This window comes from Rhizorhabdus histidinilytica (assembly GCF_900167915.1).
GTDB lineage: Bacteria > Pseudomonadota > Alphaproteobacteria > Sphingomonadales > Sphingomonadaceae > Rhizorhabdus > Rhizorhabdus histidinilytica.
Map to the genome: position 1 here is coordinate 244,359 of NZ_FUYM01000005.1, position 17,083 is coordinate 261,441.

14 protein-coding genes are annotated in these 17,083 nt (G+C 68.0%); 11 read left to right on the top strand and 3 right to left on the bottom strand.

Annotation, left to right across the window (positions count from 1 at the left end):
* Window position 1 precedes the first annotated feature (1 nt).
* A complete protein-coding gene (gene gor, locus B5X82_RS13075) occupies window positions 2-1,348 on the bottom strand; it encodes a glutathione-disulfide reductase (RefSeq protein WP_079648598.1) in 1,347 nt (448 codons plus the stop codon).
* A gap of 116 nt (window positions 1,349-1,464) precedes the next feature.
* Complete coding sequence (gene pgi / locus B5X82_RS13080; protein ID WP_079648771.1) at window positions 1,465-2,967, bottom strand: glucose-6-phosphate isomerase; 1,503 nt, start codon at window positions 2,965-2,967, stop codon at window positions 1,465-1,467.
* A gap of 173 nt (window positions 2,968-3,140) precedes the next feature.
* Here pgi and B5X82_RS27245 point away from each other — a divergent pair, with 173 nt between their 5' ends.
* From B5X82_RS27245 to acnA, 8 genes are all read left to right on the top strand, one after another.
* Window positions 3,141-4,166: a cache domain-containing protein gene (locus B5X82_RS27245; RefSeq protein ID WP_079648599.1), complete on the top strand. Its 1,026-nt coding sequence runs from the start codon at window positions 3,141-3,143 to the stop codon at window positions 4,164-4,166.
* A gap of 150 nt (window positions 4,167-4,316) precedes the next feature.
* A complete protein-coding gene (locus tag B5X82_RS13090) occupies window positions 4,317-4,970 on the top strand; it encodes a phosphoribosylanthranilate isomerase (RefSeq protein WP_079648600.1) in 654 nt (217 codons plus the stop codon).
* Window positions 4,967-6,196: a tryptophan synthase subunit beta gene (gene trpB / locus B5X82_RS13095; protein ID WP_079648601.1), complete on the top strand. Its 1,230-nt coding sequence runs from the start codon at window positions 4,967-4,969 to the stop codon at window positions 6,194-6,196. Before B5X82_RS13090 ends, trpB begins: the two co-directional genes overlap by 4 nt.
* Before the next feature lie 127 nt (window positions 6,197-6,323).
* Window positions 6,324-7,139 (top strand): tryptophan synthase subunit alpha, encoded by an 816-nt coding sequence (gene trpA / locus B5X82_RS13100; protein ID WP_079648602.1) that lies wholly within the window; start codon window positions 6,324-6,326, stop codon window positions 7,137-7,139.
* Entirely contained in the window at window positions 7,136-7,990 is an 855-nt protein-coding gene (gene accD, locus B5X82_RS13105) for an acetyl-CoA carboxylase, carboxyltransferase subunit beta (protein WP_079648603.1), read from the top strand. The genes trpA and accD overlap by 4 nt, the downstream gene beginning before the upstream one ends.
* A gap of 127 nt (window positions 7,991-8,117) precedes the next feature.
* Window positions 8,118-9,443: a bifunctional folylpolyglutamate synthase/dihydrofolate synthase gene (locus B5X82_RS13110; RefSeq protein ID WP_079648604.1), complete on the top strand. Its 1,326-nt coding sequence runs from the start codon at window positions 8,118-8,120 to the stop codon at window positions 9,441-9,443.
* A 286-nt stretch (window positions 9,444-9,729) separates the two neighbouring features.
* Window positions 9,730-10,167, top strand: a complete 438-nt coding sequence (locus B5X82_RS13115) for a DUF6628 family protein (protein WP_079648605.1) — start codon at window positions 9,730-9,732, stop codon at window positions 10,165-10,167.
* 201 nt (window positions 10,168-10,368) lie between these two features.
* Complete coding sequence (gene acnA / locus B5X82_RS13120) at window positions 10,369-13,053, top strand: aconitate hydratase AcnA (RefSeq protein ID WP_079648606.1); 2,685 nt, start codon at window positions 10,369-10,371, stop codon at window positions 13,051-13,053.
* A 141-nt stretch (window positions 13,054-13,194) separates the two neighbouring features.
* Here the strand turns inward: acnA and B5X82_RS13125 are convergent, their stop codons facing one another.
* Window positions 13,195-15,960 (bottom strand): bifunctional aconitate hydratase 2/2-methylisocitrate dehydratase, encoded by a 2,766-nt coding sequence (locus B5X82_RS13125; protein ID WP_079648607.1) that lies wholly within the window; start codon window positions 15,958-15,960, stop codon window positions 13,195-13,197.
* Window positions 15,961-16,093: 133 nt separating this feature from the next.
* Between B5X82_RS13125 and B5X82_RS26380 the strand changes: the two genes are divergently transcribed.
* The 3 genes from B5X82_RS26380 (at window position 16,094) to B5X82_RS13135 (ending at window position 16,843) form a co-directional block, all read left to right on the top strand.
* Window positions 16,094-16,294 carry a hypothetical protein gene (locus tag B5X82_RS26380; protein ID WP_139385101.1) on the top strand — a complete coding sequence of 67 codons (201 nt, stop codon included), beginning with the start codon at window positions 16,094-16,096 and terminating at the stop codon, window positions 16,292-16,294.
* A gap of 82 nt (window positions 16,295-16,376) precedes the next feature.
* Window positions 16,377-16,556 (top strand): hypothetical protein, encoded by a 180-nt coding sequence (locus tag B5X82_RS13130; RefSeq protein WP_079648608.1) that lies wholly within the window; start codon window positions 16,377-16,379, stop codon window positions 16,554-16,556.
* Window positions 16,556-16,843 (top strand): hypothetical protein, encoded by a 288-nt coding sequence (locus B5X82_RS13135; protein WP_079648609.1) that lies wholly within the window; start codon window positions 16,556-16,558, stop codon window positions 16,841-16,843. Before B5X82_RS13130 ends, B5X82_RS13135 begins: the two co-directional genes overlap by 1 nt.
* Window positions 16,844-17,083 lie beyond the last annotated feature (240 nt).

A 17,083-nucleotide genomic window follows, 5' to 3' on the forward strand; every position in this document is an offset into this window, starting at 1 on the left:
CCTATTTCATCAGCACCAGCTCTTCGGCCATCGAGGGATGGAGCGCAATGGTCTGGTCGAACTGCGCCTTGGTGAGGCCGGCCTTGACCGCGATCGCCGCGGCCTGGAGGATTTCGGGCGCGTCAGGGCTGATCATGTGGATGCCGAGCACCACGTCGGTCTCCGGATGGACCACCAGCTTGTAGAGCGATCGCTCGTTGCGGCCCGCCAGCACGTTCCGCATCGGGCGGAAGTCCGAGGTGAAGACCTTGACCGTGCCGAACTGCTCGCGCGCCTGGCGCTCGGTCAGGCCGACGCCCGCCATCGGCGGATTGCTGAACACCGCGCTCGGGATCGCGCCATAGTCGACGCGATGCGGCTTCTCGCCGAACACGGTGTCGGCGAAGGCCTGCCCCTCGCGGATCGCCACGGGCGTGAGCTGGACCCGGTCGGTGACGTCGCCGACCGCGTAGATCGACGGCACCGACGACCGGTTGTCCTCGTCGACGACGATCGCGCCCTTGTCGTTGAGCTCGACGCCGACCGCCTCGAGGCCGAGGCCGCCGGTCTTGGGGCTGCGGCCGATCGCGAACAGCAGCAGGTCGGTGTCGCACTTCGGATGGTCCTTGAAATGGACGCAGAGCGAACCGTCCTCGCGCTTCTCGACCTTCTCGAAGCTGGCGTTGAAGATGAACTCGATCCCCTTCTGGGTGGATATCTGGAACAGCCGGTCGCGGATCTGCTCGTCATAGCCGCGCAATATCTGGTCCGAGCGGTTGACCACCGTCACCTTGCTGCCGAGCGCATGGAAGATGCCGGCGAACTCGTTGGCGATATAGCCCGCGCCGGCGATCACCACCCGTTTGGGCAGCTCGTCGATGTAGAAGACCTCGTTCGAGGTGATGCCATGCTCGGCGCCGGGCACGTCGGGCACTACCGGCCAGGCGCCGGTCGCGATCAGGATGAAGCGGGCGGTGATCGTCCGGCCGCTCGCCAGCGTCACCGCGTTGGGACCGGAAACCGTCGCGCGCTCGTGGAACAGCTCGACCTTGTTGTTGTCGAGCGTGTTCGTATAGAGCCCTTCGAGCCGGTCGACATCGGCATTGACGTTGTCGCGCAGCGTCTTCCAGTCGAAGCGGATGTCGCCCAGCTCCCATCCGTAACGCGCCGCATCGTGCAGGTCCTCGGCGAAGTGCGACCCGTAGACGAGCATCTTCTTGGGCACGCAGCCGCGGATCACGCAGGTCCCGCCGACCCGATGCTCCTCCGCCACCGCCACCTTCGCGCCATAGGCGGCGGCGACGCGCGCCGCACGCACCCCGCCCGAACCGGCGCCGATCACGAACAGATCATAGTCGAACTCGGCCATCGGCCCGCATTCCTCCGCTTGAGACGGGGTCGATATGGCGGTTGCGGCGCGCGGGCGCAAACCGATCCTGCCGATGACAGTGATCGAACGCGTTCCCCGCGACGAAGCTGGCCGCCCTAGCCCAGCGCGCGGGCGATCAGGGCACGGGTCGAGGGGTCGAAGCGCTCGGTGCCTTCGCTCTCGATCGACTTCGCGATCTCCTTGCCAAGCTCGACGCCGAACTGGTCGAACGGGTTGATCCCGAGCATCACCGCATTGGCGAAGGTGCGATGCTCGTAGAAAGCGATCAGCGCGCCGAGCCGACGGGCATCGAGCCGGTCGAGCAGGATCGTCGTCGACGGCCGGTCGCCGGGATAGGCGCGCGCCGGATCGCCATTGTCGCGGCCCGCCATCAACGCCGCGCCCTGCGCAAAGCAATTGACCAGCAGGGTGCGGTGGTGCGCGTCGTCGAGGACGTGGTCGGGCTCGATCGCCGCGACGAACTCGACCGGCACCAGCCGCGTGCCCTGGTGGAGGAGCTGGAACACCGCATGCTGCGCGTCGGTGCCGACACCGCCCCAGGTGATCGCCGCGGTCGGGCCGTCGACCGGCGATCCGTCGGCCTTCACCCCCTTGCCGTTCGATTCCATCTCGAGCTGCTGGAGATAGGCGGGCAGCAGTCGCAGCCGCTCGTCATAGGCGAAGACGGCGCGCGTCTCGGCACCGCGCAGCACCGAATAATATTGGTCGACGAAGGCCGCGAGCAGCGGGATGTTGGTGCTGGGCGGCGCCAGCCGGAAATGGCGGTCCATCGCCGCCGCGCCCTCCAGCAGTTCCTCGAACGCGTCCCAGCCGAGCGCGAGCGCGGCCGGGAAGCCGATCGACGACCATAGCGAATAGCGCCCGCCGACGCTTTCGGAGAAGGGCAGGATGCGGGTCTCGTCGATCCCCCATTCCACCGCCTTCTCGGGCGAAGCGGTCAGCGCGATCACCCGCGAATAAGGGTCCTCGACATTGTCCTCCTCCATCCAGCTCAGCACCGAGCGGGCGTTGAGCATCGTCTCGGTGGTGGTGAAGGTCTTCGAGGCGACGACGAGCAGCGTCGCCTGCGGATCGAAGCGGCGGAACACCGCGTCGAGCGCGGCGCCATCGACGTTCGAGACGACGGCGACGTCGTAACGGCCGGCATCGCGGCCGAGCGCGTCGACCAGCAGGTCCGGGCCGAGCGCCGATCCGCCGATGCCGACATGGAGGATATGACGGATCGGGCCGAACACCTCGGCCTCGATCGCGTCGATCATGCCGCGCATCCGGGCGTGGAAGCCCCGCGCGCGGGCGACGCTGTCGGGGGCGCCCTGGCCACGCTCGGCGGGATGCTCGGCGGCGCGGCCCTCGGTGACGTTGACCACCGCCCCTGCGAACAGCGCGTCGCGCCGCCCGGCGAAGTCGTTCGCCTCGGCCAGTGCAGCGAAGCGGTCGATCAGCGCCGCCGACAGGTGCGTCTTGGAGAAGTCGAACAGGATGCCGGCCTCTTCCATCGACAGCCGCGAGAGCCGGTCGGGTTCGTTGGTGAACAGCTCGGTCAGGCTGGTCGCCGGGGTGTCGCGAAGGGCGTTCCAGGCGGCTTTGGCCTCCGTCATCGATCGATTCTCCATATTGCAGCGCGGCGAATGGCGGTTTCCAGCCGGATTTCCGACTCCCACTTACCGATTATTCACCATTTCCACCCACATGTTCCACCGAAAGAGCAGCCAATTGCCATCCGCATGATGCGGAGGGTGCCGCAAACGAGGTCGAATCGGGGGGACCCCGCATGCAGGACGACATATTGCGCCTGGCCTATGAGGTCTCGCGCGTCACGGAAGAGAAGGTCGATCGCATCGACCGGGTTATGAAGCAGACCGGCATGCTGGCGATCAACGCCCGGCTGGAGGCCGCCCGCGCCGGCGAGGCGGGCCGCGCCTTTTCGGTGGTCGCGCAAGAGCTCGGAGCGCTCGCCAACGCGATCTCGGGGATCGGCGGCGAGCTGCGCTCGGCGATCGCCTCCAACATCGCCTCGCTGCGCACCGCGGGCAGCCAGATGCTCGTCGACTTCAAGGGCACCCGCCACACCGACCTCGCCCGCTCGGCGGTCGAGATCGTCGATCGCAACCTCTACGAACGTTCATGCGACGTGCGCTGGTGGGCGACCGACAGCTCGGTGACGCAGGTGCTGGAGGACCCGACCCGCGCCACCGTCACCCACGCCACCGAAAGGCTGGCGACGATCCTGCGCTCCTACACCGTCTATCTCGACCTGTGGATCGCCGACCGCAGTGGCCGGGTGATCGCGACCGGACGCCCCGACCGCTATCCCGGCGCGATCGGCCAGGACGTCTCGCACGAAGACTGGTTCCGTGCCGCGATGACCACCAGGACCGGCGACGAATTCCGGGTCTGCGACATCGCCGCCAACCCGACCCTCGGCGGCGCCCAGGTCGCGACCTATTCGACCGCGGTCCGCGCCGGCGGCCACAGCCGGGGCACCGCGATCGGCGCGCTCGGCATCTTCTTCGACTGGGCGCCGCAGGCGGCGGCGGTGCTCGACGGCATCGGCCTGTCGCCGGCCGAGCGCGCGACCTCGCGGCTGATGCTGCTCGACGCCGGCCATCGCATCATCGCCGCGTCGGACGGACAGGGCATCTGCACTGGCCATTATCCGCTCCAGACCGACGGACGCGACAGCGGCTATTACAGCCAGGGCGGCAAGCTGGTCGCCTTCGCGCTGACCCCCGGCTACGAGACCTATCGCGGCCTCGGCTGGCTCGGCTGTATCGAGAGCGAGCTGGTCGAGGAGTGACCCTCTCCCCCGTTATCCCGGCGAAAGCCGGAATCTCCCCTGCCTTCCCGTACCGAAGAAGGAAAAGTGGGATTCCGGCCTTCGCCGGAATGACGATTCGGGGGGCAGGCGCCATCGACAGAGGTTGACGCGGCGCCAGGACGGGCCGACATGCGCGCCATGCAGCGCGTGACCGCCAAGATCTGCGGGCTTTCGACGCCGGACACGGTGGACGCCGCCGTACGCCACGGCGCCAGCCATGCCGGCTTCGTCTTCTTCCCGAAAAGCCCGCGCCACGTCAGCTTCGAGCAGGCGGCGGCGCTGACGATGCGGCTGCCGCGCCATGTCGGCCGGGTCGGCGTGTTCGTCGATCCCGAGGAGGCGGTGGTCGACCAGGCGATCCGGATCGGCGGGGTCGACACGATCCAGCTCCATGGCAAGGAACCGCCCGAGCGGCTCGCCGCGCTGCGCGCGCGCCACCCCGGCATCGCGGTCTGGAAGGCCGTGCCCGTCCGCACCCGCGCCGATCTCGACGCTGCCGCGCGGTATCGTCCGGTCGCCGACCTGATCCTTTACGACGCCAAGACGCCCGAGGGCACCCTGCCCGGCGGCATGGGGCTGCGCTTCGACTGGGCGCTGCTCGACGGCTTCCGCCACCCGCAGCGCTGGGCGCTGTCGGGCGGGATCGACGCCGACAACGTCGCCGATGCGGCGGGCCGCACCGGTGCCCGGCTGATCGACATCTCCTCGGGCGTCGAAAGCGCGCCGGGCATCAAGGCGGTGGACAAGATCGCCGCCTTCCTTCAACGGGTCGCGACATTATGAACGCCCCAAATACCAGCCCGCGTCCCAATACGCTGAGGAACGGTCCCGACGAGCACGGCCAGTTCGGACAGTTCGGCGGACGCTATGTCAGCGAGACGCTGATGCCGCTGATCCTCGACCTCGAGCGCGAATATCGCGCGGCGCAGGCCGACCCTGCCTTCAAGGCCGAGCTCGACGACCTGATGCGTCACTATGTCGGACGGCCGAGCCCGCTCTATTTTGCCGAGCGGCTGACCGAGCATCTGGGCGGGGCGAAGATCTACCTGAAGCGCGAGGAGCTGAACCACACCGGCGCGCACAAGATCAACAACTGCATCGGCCAGATCCTGCTCGCCCGCCGCATGGGCAAGACGCGGATCATCGCCGAGACCGGCGCCGGCCAGCACGGCGTCGCCACCGCCACCGTCGCGGCGCGCTTCGGCCTGCCCTGCACCATCTTCATGGGCGCGGTCGACGTCGCGCGGCAGCAGCCCAACGTGTTCCGCATGAAGCTGCTCGGCGCCGAGGTGAACGCCGTCACCTCGGGCGCGCAGACGCTCAAGGATGCGATGAACGAGGCGCTGCGCGACTGGGTCGCGAACGTCCACGACACCTTCTACATCATCGGCACCGCGGCCGGCCCACACCCCTATCCCGAGCTGGTCCGCGACTTCCAGTCGGTGATCGGCCATGAGGCGCGCGCGCAGATCCTGGAGGCGGAGGGGCGCCTGCCCGACATGCTGATCGCGGCGGTCGGCGGCGGTTCCAACGCGATCGGCCTGTTCCACCCCTTTCTCGACGACGCCGGGGTGCGGATGATCGGGGTCGAGGCGGCGGGCGAAGGACTCGACACCGACAAGCATGCCGCCAGCCTTGCCGGTGGATCGCCGGGCGTGCTCCACGGCAACCGCACCTACCTGCTCCAGGACGACGACGGCCAGATCACCGAGGCGCACTCGATCTCGGCCGGGCTCGACTATCCGGGGATCGGCCCCGAGCATAGCTGGCTGCACGAGATCGGCCGCGCCGAATATCACCCCGTCACCGATGCCGAGGCGCTCGCCAGCTTCCAGCGACTCGCCAGGCTCGAGGGGATCATCCCCGCGCTCGAATCGGCGCATGCGCTGGCGGCGGTCGAGAAGCTCGCCCCGACCATGGGCAAGGACCAGCTGATCGTCCTCAACCTGTCGGGCCGCGGCGACAAGGACATCTTCACCGTCGCCGCCGCGCTGGGGGTTGAGATATGAGCCATCTTCTTCTTTCCCCCCTCCCTTTCAATGGAGGGGCCGGGGGTGGGTCGCGAGTGACGAAGTCGCGAGCCTCTTCCGTTCTCCCCCACCCCCCGGCCCCCTCCCCTGAAGGGGAGTGGGAGCGATGAGCCGCCTGTCCGACGCCTTCGCCCGCGCCCGCGCCGAGGGGCGGGCCGCACTGGTCACCTTCGTCACCGGCGGCGATCCGACCCCGGCCGACATGGGGCCGATCCTCGACGCGCTGGTCGCGGGCGGCGCCGACGTGATCGAGCTGGGCATGCCCTTCACCGACCCGATGGCCGACGGCCCGGCGATCCAGCGCGCCAACCTCCGCGCGCTCGGCGCGGGGACGACCACCGCCGACCTGCTGGCGATCGCCGCCGCCTTCCGGGAGCGCCACCCGTCGGTGCCGCTGGTGCTGATGGGCTATGCCAATCCGATGGTCCGGCGCGGGCCCGAGTGGTTCGCCGCCGAGGCCGCCCGCGCCGGTGTCGACGGGGTGATCTGCGTCGACATCCCGCCCGAGCAGGACGGCGCGCTCGGCCCGGCACTGCGCTCGGCCGGGGTCGCCCCGATCCGCCTCGCCACCCCGACCACCGACGCGGCACGGCTGCCGGTGGTGCTGGAGGGCGCGTCGGGCTTCCTCTATTATGTCTCGGTGGCAGGGATCACCGGCATGCAGCAGGCCGGACAGGCCAGCATCGAGGCGGCGGTCGCGCGCTTCAAGGCGGCGACCGACCTGCCGGTCGCGGTCGGCTTCGGCGTGCGCGGGCCCGAGCAGGCCGAAGCGATCGGCCGGGTCGCCGACGGCGTCGTCGTCGGTTCGGCGATCGTCGACCTGATCGGCGAGCATGGCGCCGCCGCCGCAGGCCCGGTCCGCGAATTCACCGCCACCCTCAGCGCGGCGTTGCGCCGCGCCGCCCAGGAGAAGGCCGCATGAGCTGGCTCGACAGCGTCCGCAAGAAGATCCCGTTCATCGCCAAGCGCGAGAGCCCGGACAATCTCTGGCACAAATGCCCGTCGTGCCAGCAGATGATCTTCGCCAAGGAGTATGAGGAGAATCTGTCGGTCTGCCCGAAATGCGGCCATCACGGCCGGATCGGCCCCGACGCGCGCTTCGACCAGCTCTTCGACGGCGGCGTCTACACGCTGCTGCCCGCCCCGCAGGTGCGCGAGGACCCGCTCAAGTTCCGCGATTCGAAGCGCTACACGGACCGCATGAAGGAGGCGCGCGCCAAGACCGGCGAACAGGACGCGCTGATCAACGCGCGCGGCACGATCGAGGGGTTCAAGGCGGTCGTCGGCGTGCAGGACTTCGCCTTCATGGGCGGGTCGATGGGCCTCGCCGTCGGCGCCGCCTTCGTCGCGGGCGTCCAGGCGGCGATCGCCGACCAGTGCCCCTATGTCATCTTCACCGCGGCGGGCGGCGCGCGCATGCAGGAGGGTATCCTCTCGCTGATGCAGATGCCCAAGACCACCGTCGCGATCGCCCAGCTCCGCGAGGCGGGCCTGCCCTATATCGTCGTGATGACCGATCCGACGACGGGCGGGGTCACCGCCTCCTACGCGATGCTCGGCGACATCCAGATCGCCGAGCCGGGCGCTCTGATCGGTTTCGCCGGCCAGCGCGTGATCGAGCAGACGATCCGCGAGAAACTGCCCGAGGGCTTCCAGCGTGCCGAATATCTGCTCGAGCACGGCATGCTCGACATGGTCGTCAAGCGCCACGACCTGCGCGCCGAGCTGGCGCGGCTGATCGACTATCTCTGTCCGGGGAAGAAGGCGGCGTGACTTCCCCCTCCCTTTCAAGGGAGGAGGTCAGGGGGTGGGTGAATCGGTTGCCGTCGGAGCGACGGCCCGCCCTATCCTGCGACGTCACCCACCCCCCAGCCCCCTCCCTTGAAAGGGAGGGGGTGTAATGCCCGACCACGCCGTCTCCACCGATCCCGCCGTCCAGGCGCAGCTCGACCGGCTGTGGCGGCTGTCGCCCGGCGCCGACATCCTCGGGCTCGACCGGATCGCACGGCTGTGCGATCGGCTCGGCAATCCCGAACGCGCGCTGCCGCCGGTGTTCCACGTCGCCGGCACCAACGGCAAGGGATCGACCTGCGCCTATCTGCGCGCCGCGATCGAGGCGGCCGGGATGAGCGCGCACGTCTTCACCAGCCCGCACCTGATCCGCTTCAACGAGCGCATCCGCATCGCCGGCTCGCTGATCGAGGACGCCGCGCTCGCCGCACTGCTCGCCGAGGTGCTCGACGTGGCGGAAGGGATCGGCGCGAGCTTCTTCGAAGTGACGACCGCCGCCGCCTTCCTGGCCTTCAGCCGCACCCCCGCCGACGCCTGCATCGTCGAGGTCGGGCTCGGCGGCCGGCTTGACGCGACCAATGTCATCGCCGATCCGCTGGTCTGCGGCATCGCCCAGCTCGGGCTCGACCATCAGAGCTTCCTCGGCGACACGATCGAGGCGATCGCGGCGGAGAAGGCCGGTATCGCCAAGCCGGGCGTGCCGATCCTGACCCTTCATTATCCCGCCACCGTCGCCAACGAGATCGGCCGCGCGGTCCGCGAGGCCGGCGCCGAATGGCATGTCAAGGGTGGCTCGTGGGACGCCGCCGCCTATCAGGGCCGGCTCCACTATCGCGATGCGCAGGGCAAGCTCGACCTGCCGTTGCCCGGGCTCGCCGGCCAGCATCAGGCGATGAACGCCGCCCTGGCGGTGGCGATGCTGCGCCACCAGGACGCGATCGCGATTCCCGCCTCGGCGCTGCGCGCGGCGATGGGCTGGGCCGATTGGCCGGCGCGGCTCCAGCATTTGCGCGGCGGCGCGCTGCTCGACCGGCTGCCGCCCGGATCGGACCTGTGGATCGACGGCGGCCACAATCCCTCGGCGGGTCGGGTGATCGGCGATTTCCTGCGCGGCCATGTCGCGCCCGATCGGCCGCTCCACATCGTCCTCGGCCTGCTCGCCAACAAGGATGCGGGCGGCTTCCTCGCCGCGATGGGCCGGGTGCCGGCGCATTTCCACATGGTGCCGGTGCCGGGCCACGAGCATCACGCGCCCGCCGCCCTCGCCGACACCGCCCGCCTCGCCGGCTTCGCCGCCGACGCCGCGACCGGCTTCGAGGACGCCCTCGCGGCGATCGCGGCCGGCGCCGGCGACGTCCCGCCGATGGTGCTGATCGGCGGCTCGCTCTACCTCGCGGGCAAGGCGCTGGAAGCCAACGGGACGGTGATCGACTGAGGTCGGCGCCTTCCCCGACCTCGCCTCCTCTCCCCGAGACCCCGGCCTCCGCCAGGGTGACATATCTCTTCCCCCTTCCCCGTCATTCCCGCGAAGGCGGGAATCCATCGGCGAACATATTCCGAACCAACAGAGACACGACCAGGCGGCCTGGTGGATTCCCGCCTTCGCGGGAATGACGATGGGATAGGGCACCACCCCATTCAGTCGCACCGCAGCATTTTATTGCGATTGACTCGCAATATCAAACATGCTCTTCTCCGCTCGCCGAGAGGGAGAGAAGTGCATGTCCGACGGAACCGCCGCATCGACCGCCAGCCTGCTGCCCCATGGCGCGCCCGACGACAGCGGCGCGCTGTTGTTCCTGCAGACGGTGCGCCGGATGGGCGTCGGCGGGCTGGGCGACGCCTATGCGGTCAGCCTGCTGATCGGCGCGTTCGGCCTGTCCTTCCGCCGCCCGCTGGTGCTCACCCGCGCGCTGATGGCGGAACTGGCGCGCGCCTCGCAGCGCTCGATCATGATCGCGCCGTCCTGCTGCTGTCGGATGACGCTCGCGGAATCGATCCTGCTCGGCGCGGTCGCGACGGCGCGCGAGCAGCCGGCGGCCGCGCACCGGCGCCTCCGCCAGCTCTGCGGCGTCGACCGGGCGCTGGGCATATTGTCGAGCGCGCAGGCGGTGGCGCAGGCCTTCGCCGATCTGGGCCGGCCGATCGAGGCCGCCTGACCTTCCACCGCCTGAGGAGCGACTCGTCCGGACAGGGTCCCGCCCTTCCTTTCGTCCCATAGGTGGGCGGCGATAGCGGATGCGATAGCGCCGCCGGGACGGCGCGCGTCCACATCATCGACCGCCGGGACACTTTTACTGCTAGTCCCCCGTCGCTATATCCCAGCTCGACTCTCGCAATCGCAGCATAGGGGCTCAGCCATGACGGCCGTCGGTCAGGACACTCTCAAGACCCGTTCCACCCTCAACGTCGACGGCAAGCACTACGCCTATTACTCGCTCGCCAAGGCGGCCGAGAAACTGGGCGACATCTCCCGCCTGCCCTTCTCGATGAAGGTGCTGCTGGAGAACCTGCTCCGCTTCGAGGACGGCACCACCGTCACCACCGACGACGTCCAGGCGATCGTCGACTGGCAGAAGGAGCGCACGTCGGAGCGGGAGATCCAGTATCGTCCGGCCCGCGTCCTGATGCAGGACTTCACCGGCGTTCCCTGCGTCGTCGACCTCGCGGCGATGCGCGACGCGATGAACACGCTCGGCGGCGACGCGCAGAAGATCAACCCGCTGGTCCCCGTCCACCTGGTCATCGACCATTCGGTGATGGTCGACAGCTTCGGCAACCCCAAGGCGTTCGACGAGAATGTCGCGCTCGAATATGCCCGCAACGGCGAGCGCTACGAGTTCCTCCGCTGGGGTTCGAAGGCGCTCAACAACTTCAAGGTCGTCCCCCCCGGAACCGGCATCTGCCACCAGGTCAACCTCGAGAACCTCGCCCAGGCGGTGTGGAGCTCGGCCGACGGATCGGGCGTCGAGGTCGCCTATCCCGACACCTGCGTCGGCACCGACAGCCACACCACCATGATCAACGGCCTGGGCGTGCTCGGCTGGGGCGTCGGCGGCATCGAGGCCGAGGCGGCGATGCTGGGCCAGCCGGTGTCGATGCTGATCCCCGAGGTCGTCGGCTTCAAGCTGTCGGGCACCCTCAACGAGGGTATCACCGCGACCGACCTGGTGCTGACCGTCACCCAGATGCTGCGCGCCAAGGGCGTGGTCGGCCGCTTCGTCGAATTCTACGGCCCCGGCCTCGACGCGCTGTCGCTGGCCGACCGCGCGACCATCGCCAACATGGCGCCCGAATATGGGGCCACCTGCGGCTTCTTCCCGATCGACGACGCGACCCTCGTCTACATGCGCCTCACCGGCCGCTCGGCCGAGAATGTCGCGCTGGTCGAGGCCTATGCCAAGGAACAGGGCTTCTGGCGCGACGCGACGGCGCCCGATCCGGTGTTCACCGACACGCTGCACCTGGACATGTCGACCGTCCAGCCGTCCCTCGCCGGCCCGAAACGCCCGCAGGACCGCGTCCTGCTCGCCTCCGTCGACGAAGGCTTCAACAGCGAACTGGCGACCGGCTACAAGAAGGGCGACGAGAGCGACAAGCGCGTCGCCGTCGAGGGCACCGACTTCGACCTCGGCCATGGCGACGTGGTGATCGCCGCGATCACCAGCTGCACCAACACCTCCAACCCGTCCGTCCTGGTCGCCGCCGGGCTGGTCGCCCGCAAGGCGAACGCGCTCGGCCTCAAGGCCAAGCCGTGGGTCAAGACCTCGCTCGCCCCGGGGTCGCAGGTCGTCACCGACTATCTCGAGAAGGCCGGGCTCCAGAAGGACCTCGACGCGATCGGCTTCAATCTGGTCGGCTATGGCTGCACCACCTGCATCGGCAATTCGGGCCCGCTGCCCGATCCGATCTCGAAGGCGATCAACGGCAACGACCTCGTCGCCTCGGCGGTCCTCTCGGGCAACCGCAACTTCGAGGGCCGCGTCTCGCCCGACGTCCGCGCCAACTATCTGGCGTCGCCGCCGCTGGTCGTCGCCTATGCGTTGTTCGGCACCACCGCCAAGGACATCACCCAGGATCCGATCGGCACCTCGACCGACGGCAAGCCGGTCTATCTGAAGGACATCTGGCCAACCACGGCGGAGGTCGCCAACACCGTCGCCGCCGCGATCGACAGCGAGATGTTCGCCAGCCGCTACGCCAATGTCTTCCAGGGCGACAAGAACTGGCAGGCGATCGACGTCGAGGGGTCGGACACCTACACCTGGCGCGCGGGCTCGACCTATGTCGCCAACCCGCCCTATTTCGAAGGCATGTCGATGACCCCGGCCCCGGTGCGGGACATCGTCGAGGCGCGCCCGCTCGCCATCTTCGCCGACTCGATCACCACCGACCACATCAGCCCGGCCGGTTCGATCAAGGTCGACAGCCCGGCAGGCCGCTACCTGACCGAGCACCAGGTCACCAAGGCCGACTTCAACAGCTACGGCGCGCGCCGCGGCAACCATGAGGTCATGATGCGCGGCACCTTCGCCAACATCCGCATCAAGAACCAGATGATCCCCGGCATCGAGGGCGGCCTGACCAAGCACATCCCCTCGGGCGAGGTGATGGCGATCTACGACGCGGCGATGAAGTACAAGCAGGAGGGCACCCCGCTCGTCGTCGTCGCTGGCAAGGAATATGGCACCGGATCGTCGCGCGACTGGGCGGCGAAGGGCACCAACCTGCTCGGCGTCCGCGCCGTCATCGCCGAGAGCTTCGAGCGCATCCACCGTTCGAACCTGGTCGGCATGGGCGTGCTGCCGCTGCAGTTCGCGGAAGGCGTCGACCGCAACACGCTCAAGCTCGACGGCACCGAGACCTTCACGATCGAGGATGTCGCCGGCCTGCGCCCCCGCCAGACCGTCAGCGTGAAGCTCACCCGCGCCGACGGCTCGACCGAGACCTTCGAGACCCGTTGCCGGATCGATACCGTCAACGAGCTCGAATATTTCCTCAACGGCGGCATCCTCCAGTACGTGCTGCGCAAGCTCGCCGCGTAAGAAGGAATAATCCCCCTCCCGCTTGCGGGAGGGGTTAGGGGTGGGGGCGCGGCCCGATGAGTCGCGCTTCACCTTTGGCGTCGGAGGCCTCCCCGGCCCCTCCCGCAAGCGGGAGGGGAGAAGGAGGCAGGCCCGCTCTGTTCAGGCCGCCTGGGGCGGTGCGAACTTGGTCAGGTCGATCCCGTCCACGGCCGCCTTGTACTCGTCGGCGCTCGGCGTGCGGCCGAGGATCGTCGACAGCACCACCACCGGGGTCGACGCCAGCAGCGACTCGCCCTTCTTGTTGGCGCTGTCCTCGACGACGCGGCCTTGGAACAGGCGGGTCGAGGTGGCGAGGACGGTGTCGCCCTTCGCGGCCTTCTCCTGGTTGCCCATGCAGAGGTTGCAGCCCGGACGCTCGAGATAGAGGATGTTCTCATACTCGGTCCGGCTGGCCGACTTCGGATTCTCGTCGTCGAATTCGAAGCCCGAATATTTCTGCAGGATTTCCCAGTCGCCTTCGGCCTTGAGCTCGTCGACGATGTTGTAGGTCGGCGGAGCGACGACGAGCGGCGCCTTGAACTCGACCCGGCCTTCCGCCGCCTCGATGTTCTTGAGCATCTGGGCGAGGATCTTCATATCGCCCTTGTGCACCATGCACGAGCCGATGAAGCCCAGGTCGACCTTCTTGGCGCCGCCATAATAGGACACCGGGCGGATCGTGTCGTGGGTGTAGCGCTTCGAGACGTCGGGGTTGTTCACGTCCGGATCGGCGATCATCGGCTCGTCGATCAGGTCGAGGTCGACGACGATCTCGGCGAAATATTTCGCATTGGCGTCAGGCGCCAGGGCCGGCTTCTCGCCCAGGCGGATTTCGGCGATGCGCGTATCCGCCTTCGCGATCAGGTTCGCCAGCGTGCCGGCGGCGTTGTCCATGCCCTTGTCGATCATGATCTGGATGCGCGCCTTGGCGATCTCCAGCGAGGCGATCAGCGTCTCGTCGTTCGAAATGCAGATCGAGGCCTTGGCCTTCATCTCCGCCGTCCAGTCGGTGAAGGTGAACGCCTGGTCGGCGAGCAGCGTGCCGATATGGACTTCGATCACGCGGCCCTGGAAGACGTTCTCGCCGCCGGTCTGGGCGAGCATCTGCGCCTGGGTGGCGTGCACCACGTCGCGGAAGTCCATATGCGGCTGCATCTTGCCCTTGAAGGTGACCTTCACCGACTGCGGGATCGGCATGGTCGCCTCACCGGTGGCGAGCGCCAGAGCGACGGTGCCCGAATCCGCGCCGAAGGCCACGCCCTTGGACATGCGGGTGTGGCTGTCGCCGCCGATGATGATCGCCCAGTCGTCCACGGTGATGTCGTTCAGCACCTTGTGGATCACGTCCGTCATCGGATGATAGACGCCCTTCGGGTCGCGGGCGGTGATCAGGCCGAAATTGTTCATGAAGGACATGAGCTTCGGGATGTTCGCCTGCGCCTTCTTGTCCCACACCGATGCCGTGTGGCAGCCCGACTGATAGGCGCCGTCGACGAGCGGCGAGATGACGGTCGCCGCCATCGCCTCGAGCTCCTGCGCGGTCATCAGGCCGGTGGTGTCCTGCGAGCCGACGATGTTGACCTTGACGCGCACGTCCGAACCCGCGTGCAGCACCTTGCCCGGCGTCACGCCCACCGCGTTGCGGTTGAAGATCTTCTCGACCGCGGTCAGGCCCTGGCCCTCGACGGTGATTTCCTTGTTCGCCGCGAACACCGGAGTCGGCTCGATCCCGAGGGTGCGGGCAGCGAAGGTCTGGAGCTTCTTGCCGAAGACGATGGCATAGGAGCTGCCGGCCTTCATGAACTCCATCTTCTGCGGGGTGAACGAAGCAGCGATGTCGACCAGTTCCGCCCCGTCTTCGCTGCGCAGCTTCTTGTTCTTGACGTCGATCTTGAGGACGGTGCCGGTCTCGACCGAGAATTTCTCCTCCAGGACCGGATTGCCGTCATTGTTCAGGATCGGATTACCGTCCGGACCGGTCTGCTTGACCCAGTTCTTCAGGTTGATGCCGATACCGCCGGTCACGTCGACGGTGGTCGCGAAGATCGGCGAGATGCCGTTGGTTCCCGCGACGACCGGTGCGTAATTGACGAAAGGCACATAGGGGCTCTGCTGCTTGCCGGTCCACAGCGCCACATTGTTCACGCCCGACATGCGTGACGAGCCCACGCCCATCGTGCCCTTCTCGGCGATCAGCATCACGCGCTTGTCGGGGTGCTGCGCCTTCAGCGCGACGATCGCCTGCTGCGCCTCGGGCGAGATCATGCACTGGCCGTGCAGCTCACGGTCCGAGCGCGAATGCGCCTGGTTGCCGGGGGACAGGAGATCGGTCGAGATATCGCCTTCGCCGGCGATGAAGGTGACGATCTTGATCTCGTCCTCGACCTCGGGAAGCTTGGTGAAGAATTCCGCCTTGGCGTAACTTTCGAGGATGTCCTTGGCGATGGCGTTGCCGGCGTTGAAGGCTTCGCTCAGCCGGTGCATGTCGGCGTCGTAGAGGAAGACCTGGGTCTTCAGCACCTCGCCCGCCAGCGTGGCGATCGCGGGAGCATCGCCGAGAGCGATGTCGAGCAGCACTTCGACCGACGGGCCGCCCTTCATGTGCGACAGCAGCTCGAGCGCGAAGGCCGGCGTGATCTCCGGCACGACCACGTCGCCCAGGATGATCTGCTTCAGGAAGCCGGCCTTGACCGCGGCGGCGCTCGTCGTGCCGGGCAGCGTGTTGTAGATGAAGAATTTGAGGGCATCGGCCCGGTGCTCGTTGCCGGCATCCTTGATGATGGCGATGATCTCGAAGATGAGGCCGCCATCGTCGATCGGTTTGGGCGCAAGTCCCTGAATTTTCCTGCTTTCGATTTCGGCGAGATAATCCAGGTAGATGCTCATAATGTTCCCAACCTCCTGAAGTGCACGGAGCCTGGCGCAAACGGCGCCAAACGGCGTTAATTCGGCCTCGGACTGACGGGCGCTCCGGTACGCCAACAGGGCTGGACTGGCAAGGTACCGACAGGCGTTTCCCATGATGCAGACGGACCGGAGCACAGACATGATTGCTGCCCGGCCGGTTCGACCAAAGACGACGTCCCGGCGATCTTTCCTGACCGGGCATCAGATCAGCAAGCTGGACTTCGACATTATGACGCGCGTCTCGTCATGGCCGGCGGGCCTGCATCGCCGCCGCCTATCCGTTCCGCCCGAAAATAAAGCGGCTTTTTCCTAATCTATGACAAGGACGGCGCCCGGCCGGCCACTATGCTCGCCCCATCGGATCGGGGGATTCGACGAGAAAGGGGCATCTCTCCATGCCGCAGTCCGACCTCGCCTTCCATCGTTCGCGCCGGCAGCAATGCCTCGCCATGGCGCTCGCTTCACCGCTCGTGGAAGCGCGCCGGGTCCATGAGGAGCTGGCGCGGCTGCATTCCGCTCGCATCGCAAGCCTCCTGAACGACGAACCGCGATTGTTCCCCCGGCCCGTGGCCTGATGCCGCAGCCGGGACGTCAGCGCTCCGCCCCACCCAGCGGTGCCTGGCAGACCGGCTGGCTTGTCCGCAGGCTCGCCCTCGATCCTCCCGCCTGGGAGGAAGCCGACCGCCGGACGCGGCTGATCCGCACCGCGCTGGTCCATTTCCCCAGTCGCGCGGTCGCGATCGCTTTCCTCAACGACCCTCATGAAGCGCTGGGGGACCACCCCCCGATCCTCATCGCCGCGACCAGTGAACTGGGCCTTCAATCCGCCCTTGCGCTGATGACGGTCAAGGCGCCGGGGTGAGGCCGCCGGCATAGCCGCTGCGTTTCCAGCAGCGCCCCCGCGTCATCGGAATCACGGTCAGCTCGGCGCGTTCCGACGGCCGTGCGACACGGCCGGCGTCTCCGCCATGGATCGCGACCGTCAGCGGAGCGGCGGGCGGCGGGGCGTCACCTCCAGAGGCACCGCCGCCGCCCGCCCGGCGAGGAGGAAGCCAGCCGGCCCGATCCAGGCCCGACCGCCGCCCTGTTCCTCGCCCGCATC

Coding starts and splice junctions, on each gene's coding strand:
- gor (WP_079648598.1), bottom strand. CDS start 1,348: ATGGCCGAGTTCGACTATGATCTGTTCGTGATCGGCGCCGGTTCGGGC.
- pgi (WP_079648771.1), bottom strand. CDS start 2,967: ATGACGGAGGCCAAAGCCGCCTGGAACGCCCTTCGCGACACCCCGGCG.
- B5X82_RS27245 (WP_079648599.1), top strand. CDS start 3,141: ATGCAGGACGACATATTGCGCCTGGCCTATGAGGTCTCGCGCGTCACG.
- B5X82_RS13090 (WP_079648600.1), top strand. CDS start 4,317: ATGCGCGCCATGCAGCGCGTGACCGCCAAGATCTGCGGGCTTTCGACG.
- trpB (WP_079648601.1), top strand. CDS start 4,967: ATGAACGCCCCAAATACCAGCCCGCGTCCCAATACGCTGAGGAACGGT.
- trpA (WP_079648602.1), top strand. CDS start 6,324: ATGAGCCGCCTGTCCGACGCCTTCGCCCGCGCCCGCGCCGAGGGGCGG.
- accD (WP_079648603.1), top strand. CDS start 7,136: ATGAGCTGGCTCGACAGCGTCCGCAAGAAGATCCCGTTCATCGCCAAG.
- B5X82_RS13110 (WP_079648604.1), top strand. CDS start 8,118: ATGCCCGACCACGCCGTCTCCACCGATCCCGCCGTCCAGGCGCAGCTC.
- B5X82_RS13115 (WP_079648605.1), top strand. CDS start 9,730: ATGTCCGACGGAACCGCCGCATCGACCGCCAGCCTGCTGCCCCATGGC.
- acnA (WP_079648606.1), top strand. CDS start 10,369: ATGACGGCCGTCGGTCAGGACACTCTCAAGACCCGTTCCACCCTCAAC.
- B5X82_RS13125 (WP_079648607.1), bottom strand. CDS start 15,960: ATGAGCATCTACCTGGATTATCTCGCCGAAATCGAAAGCAGGAAAATT.
- B5X82_RS26380 (WP_139385101.1), top strand. CDS start 16,094: ATGATGCAGACGGACCGGAGCACAGACATGATTGCTGCCCGGCCGGTT.
- B5X82_RS13130 (WP_079648608.1), top strand. CDS start 16,377: ATGCCGCAGTCCGACCTCGCCTTCCATCGTTCGCGCCGGCAGCAATGC.
- B5X82_RS13135 (WP_079648609.1), top strand. CDS start 16,556: ATGCCGCAGCCGGGACGTCAGCGCTCCGCCCCACCCAGCGGTGCCTGG.